The sequence below is a fragment of the uncultured Rhodospira sp. genome, from assembly GCF_937138205.1.
GTDB lineage: Bacteria > Pseudomonadota > Alphaproteobacteria > Rhodospirillales > Rhodospirillaceae > Rhodospira.
Map to the genome: position 1 here is coordinate 1 of NZ_CAKZOT010000104.1, position 4,307 is coordinate 4,307.

Annotated in this window: 5 protein-coding genes; all 5 read left to right on the top strand. The window is 63.2% G+C overall.

The window, feature by feature from the left end:
- Nucleotides 1–167 precede the first annotated feature (167 nt).
- The 5 genes from rsmG to Q0309_RS14885 all read left to right on the top strand — a co-directional run bounded on the left by rsmG (nucleotide 168) and on the right by Q0309_RS14885 (nucleotide 4,294).
- Entirely contained in the window at nucleotides 168–917 is a 750-nt protein-coding gene (rsmG, locus tag Q0309_RS14865) for a 16S rRNA (guanine(527)-N(7))-methyltransferase RsmG (RefSeq protein WP_299442815.1), read from the top strand.
- A complete protein-coding gene (locus tag Q0309_RS14870) occupies nucleotides 898–1,734 on the top strand; it encodes a ParA family protein (RefSeq protein WP_299442818.1) in 837 nt (278 codons plus the stop codon). The genes rsmG and Q0309_RS14870 overlap by 20 nt, the downstream gene beginning before the upstream one ends.
- A gap of 5 nt (nucleotides 1,735–1,739) precedes the next feature.
- Complete coding sequence (locus tag Q0309_RS14875) at nucleotides 1,740–2,681, top strand: ParB/RepB/Spo0J family partition protein (RefSeq protein ID WP_299442820.1); 942 nt, start codon at nucleotides 1,740–1,742, stop codon at nucleotides 2,679–2,681.
- Between the two features lie 208 nt (nucleotides 2,682–2,889).
- A complete protein-coding gene (locus tag Q0309_RS14880) occupies nucleotides 2,890–3,198 on the top strand; it encodes a hypothetical protein (protein WP_299442822.1) in 309 nt (102 codons plus the stop codon).
- Entirely contained in the window at nucleotides 3,176–4,294 is a 1,119-nt protein-coding gene (locus Q0309_RS14885) for a hypothetical protein (protein ID WP_299442825.1), read from the top strand. Before Q0309_RS14880 ends, Q0309_RS14885 begins: the two co-directional genes overlap by 23 nt.
- Nucleotides 4,295–4,307: the final 13 nt, after the last annotated feature.

Genomic DNA, 4,307 nt, shown 5'->3' on the forward strand with positions numbered 1-4,307 from the left:
CGGCTTAACGCCGGTCGCTCTGTGTCCTTTGTGTCTCCGTGGTGACCATCCGCCGACGCTGCCGGAGCACGCCAGCCGAACGGCTTCGCGCCAACGTCCTGGTGGCCTTTCCGTCTTGGGGGTTCTATTTTCGCCGCCCCTGTCTCAGCCTGCCGCTCCGGATGCCGATGTCCTCTCCGACGACCCATGACCCACGGTCGCGTCCCCCAAAGCCCACGCGGCGTGCCACGCCGGCCCTGGCCCTGCCGTCCGCCGACGAGCGCCGCGCCTCCCTGGCGGCGGTGCTCGACCGCCCGCCCGAGTCGATCGCGGACGATACGCTCGACCGCCTCGTCACCCTGCTGGAGCGGCTGGCCCACTGGACCCGGCGCATCAACCTTGTCGGTCCCTCGACGCTGCCCGACGCCTGGGCGCGGCACGTGCTCGACTCTGCGGCGCTGGTGCCGCTGATCCCGCCCGGCACCCGGCGCCTGGCCGACCTGGGCTCCGGCGCCGGCTTTCCCGGGCTGGTGCTGGCCATTCTCGGGGCATCGGATGTCCATTTGCCCGAGGTCCATCTGGTCGAGTCGGACCAACGCAAGGCCGCCTTCCTGCGCGAGGCCGCCCGCGCCACCGCCACCCCGGTCACCATCCACGCCACTCGCATCGAGGCCCTGGCCCCGCTCGGCGCCGACGTGGTGACCGCCCGCGCCCTGGCGCCGTTGCCGGATCTGCTGCCGTTGGTGGTCCGCCACCTGGGCGCGGACGGCGTTGCCCTGCTGCCGAAGGGCCGCGAGGTCGAGAGCGAATTGACCGCCTGTGCCGATCGGTGGATCATGCGCGTCGAGCCGCACGCGGCGCCCGTCCCGGTGCACGCCGATCCCGCCGGCCGCGTCCTCATCCTTCGGGAGATCCGCCGTGTCCCCTCCGACGCCTGAGGCCCGCGCGTCCCATCGCGCCCACATCATCGCCATCGCCAACCAGAAGGGCGGCGTGGGCAAAACCACCACGGCCATCAATCTGGCCACCGCCCTGGCCGCCACGCGCCAGCGCGTGCTGGTGATCGACCTCGACCCGCAGGGCAACGCCTCGACCGGATTCGGCGTGCCCCGCGAGGCGCGCCGCCAGGGCACCTATCCGCTTCTCTCCGGCGAGTTGCCCTTGACCCGGGTGACGACCGAGACGGAGATCCCCGGCCTGTCCGTCGTCCCCTCCGGGGCCGACCTGGCCGGCGCCGAGGTCGAACTGGTGGCGGCCGAGCGGCGCGAGCACCGCCTGGCCGACGCCCTGGGGGGGCCAGGGGGCGGGCAGGGGGGTGCTTCGGCGGCCGGAGTCGACTATATCCTCATCGACTGCCCGCCGGCGCTCGGCCTCCTGACCATCAACGCCCTGGTGGCCGCCCACGCGGTGCTGATCCCGCTGCAATGCGAGTTCTTCGCGCTCGAAGGCATCAGCCACCTGATGCGCACCATCGAACGCGTGCGCGGCCGCTTCAACCCGACCCTGGCCATCCAGGGCATCGTCCTGACCATGTTCGATAAGCGCAACAATCTCTCCGACAGCGTCGCCGCCGACGTGCGCGGCTATTTCGGCGACAAGGTCTACCAGACCGTCATCCCCCGCAACGTGCGCGTCTCCGAGGCGCCGTCCCACGGCAAACCTGTCCTGCTCTACGACGTCGCCTGCGCCGGATCGAAGGCCTACATCCAGCTGGCGGGCGAGTTGATCCGCCAGAACCGGCCGATGGCGGCGTGACGCCCATGGCCAAGCGACAAACGTTGGGGCGCGGCCTGTCCGCGCTGTTCGGCGAGGACGAGGCGGAGACCGGCGACGAGTCCGGCGCGGCCGACGGTGCCGCGGCGGGCGAGGGGGGCGGCGGGCGCGGCATCCGCCTGATGGCCATCGACCGCCTGGGGCCGAGCCCGTTGCAGCCGCGCCGCCAGTTCGACGAGGCCAGCCTGGACGAACTGGCCGAGAGCCTGCGCGCGCGCGGCGTCCTCCAACCCCTGCTGGTCCGGCCCAGCGCCGCCCACGAGGGCCACTACGAGATCGTCGCCGGCGAGCGCCGCTGGCGCGCCGCCCAGCGCGCCGGCCTGCACGAGGTGCCGGTGTTGCCGCGCGACCTCGACGACCGCGAGACCCTGGAGGTCGCGCTGGTCGAGAACCTGCAGCGCCAGGACCTCAACCCGATGGAGGAGGCCGAGGGCTACCGCCGCCTGCTGGAGGACTTCGGCCACGGCCAGGAAGCGCTGGCCGAGGTGGTCGGCAAGAGCCGCAGCCACGTCGCCAACACCCTGCGCCTGCTGCACCTGCCGGAGCGGGTGCGCGACATGGTGTCCGAGGGCGCGCTGTCCGCCGGCCACGCCCGCGCCCTGCTGGCGCTGGAAAACCCGACCGTGTTCGCCGAGGAGGTGGTGCGCAAGGGCCTCAACGTGCGCCAGACCGAGACCCTGGCGCGCGAGGCGCAGGACCGCCCGGCGCAGACCCGGCCCCGGCGCGGCTCACCCGGGGACGGGCGGTCAACGGACAAGGACACCGACACCCTGGCCCTGGAACAGGACCTGAGCGCGCGCCTGGGCATGGCGGTGTCGATCGATATGAAGGCCAACGGCACCGGTACGGTGACGGTGGCGTGGCGCTCCCTGGACCAGCTCGACGAGGTGCTGGCCCGCCTGTCCGCCGGGCCGTCGGCGGCGGACTGAAGCGCGGGATTCGGCAGGGCGCGCGATTGGGTCGTTGTGGCAAGGATATCACGTTACGGTTTTTTATATGTTGACATCGTCGGTTTTCGTTGATCCGCGTCGAGAGATGTGTATTTTTCGGCGCGTTTTCCTGACCCTCTCCAACGGGCAGAAACACGAGGAAAACTGAGGTGCGACTCGAGCCGTGTGATCTGTGGATGAGGTTTGAATGACCGATTTTTTGCTCATTATGGTGGCTCTGCTTTGTACGGCTTTGTCCGCCTTTTTTCTGCGATTGGCATGGAGCGCTTTGACCGTCTCTGATGGTGACCGCCAGATCGCGCAAATGCGGATTTCGAAAGGTTGGCGGGGCGTTATGGATGTCCTCAATGGAAATGTGTCCGCGCGATCCGATGCCCAGCGCGATTACTACGCTCATGCTGGATTGAGCACAAAGGAAGTAAACGGCTACATCGTTTGGAATCCACGGGGCCAGTTTTCCGAGGAAAGTGTTGATGGGGCGCATAGAAGACCCTAGCGAGGCGTTGTTTCTTCTTCGGCCGGGCGCTGAGTTTGAGTATCTAAGCTGGGTGCCGACTATTACGGGCAACCTGTCGTTTTCGACTGTGGGGAATACGAACCACCCTCACAAAGCAAAATTCTCAAATGTCAACGATCACCATGAGCGCCGGATTTTTGTCTATCAAAAACGTATCATTGACGATAAGCTCATTTCTTTTAAAAGCTCCGGTGAGCGGGCGATGTGGTTTGTTCTGATTGCAGAATCGACCCGCGACCACAACGGTGCCATGGAAGAATTAAAGGGAACGATTCATGTTTTTCATAATTCGGCGTATTGGACTTTGTTTGTTGCGAAACGCTGTGAGGCCTTGCACGCCGCCCTCAATCAATACAGATCCGAAGAAACAACTCTTCATGACTCTTTTGATAGTCGGTTTGCACGGGAGAATGCAGCTCTAGAAAGCCATGCTAGTTTTTCGTGCCGTGTTGTCCTTCAAAGAAATGGATTCGTAACGTTACGATATGTGGAACCCGAAGAGAGAACTTTTAAGAGACGCCCTATTTTCCAGGGAAATGGATCTCTATTTCATGACTCTTTTTGTGGCGGACCGGAATACATAAAAGAGTGTATAGCCAAGCAATATGCGAGTGGTGTTTACTATGCGGTTTCCCAGTGTTTTTATTTTCTTCGGGACATCGTTCACGAACATCAGCATCATCATCCGACGACGGATACGATCCTCGATGTTTATTATGCTAAACAAAAAGATTGGCAGGCACAGATTCTTTTTAAGCTTTATGGAAAGATCATTCAATTCAAGCGCCAAAAAACCGTTGAGAAACTTTCAGCCTCGCTTGGCATCTTAACATATGCACGCGTGTTCGAAGGGCTCGCAAAAGCGCACAACGCCAAGGGGATGTCTCAATTTTACCAGAAAAGTACCCCAGTTTTCTTCCATGATGACACAGAACGCTCCCTGAAAGCGGCCTTGGAGCAAGCCAATGTTGAATCAAAACGAAACACCGGATTTTTTAATGTGATAATGTTCATTTTAACTGGTTTTGCTGTTAAGGCTTATCCCTTTGCTTCCGGCGCGATCAACATATCGTAGGTGATTGGTCCTT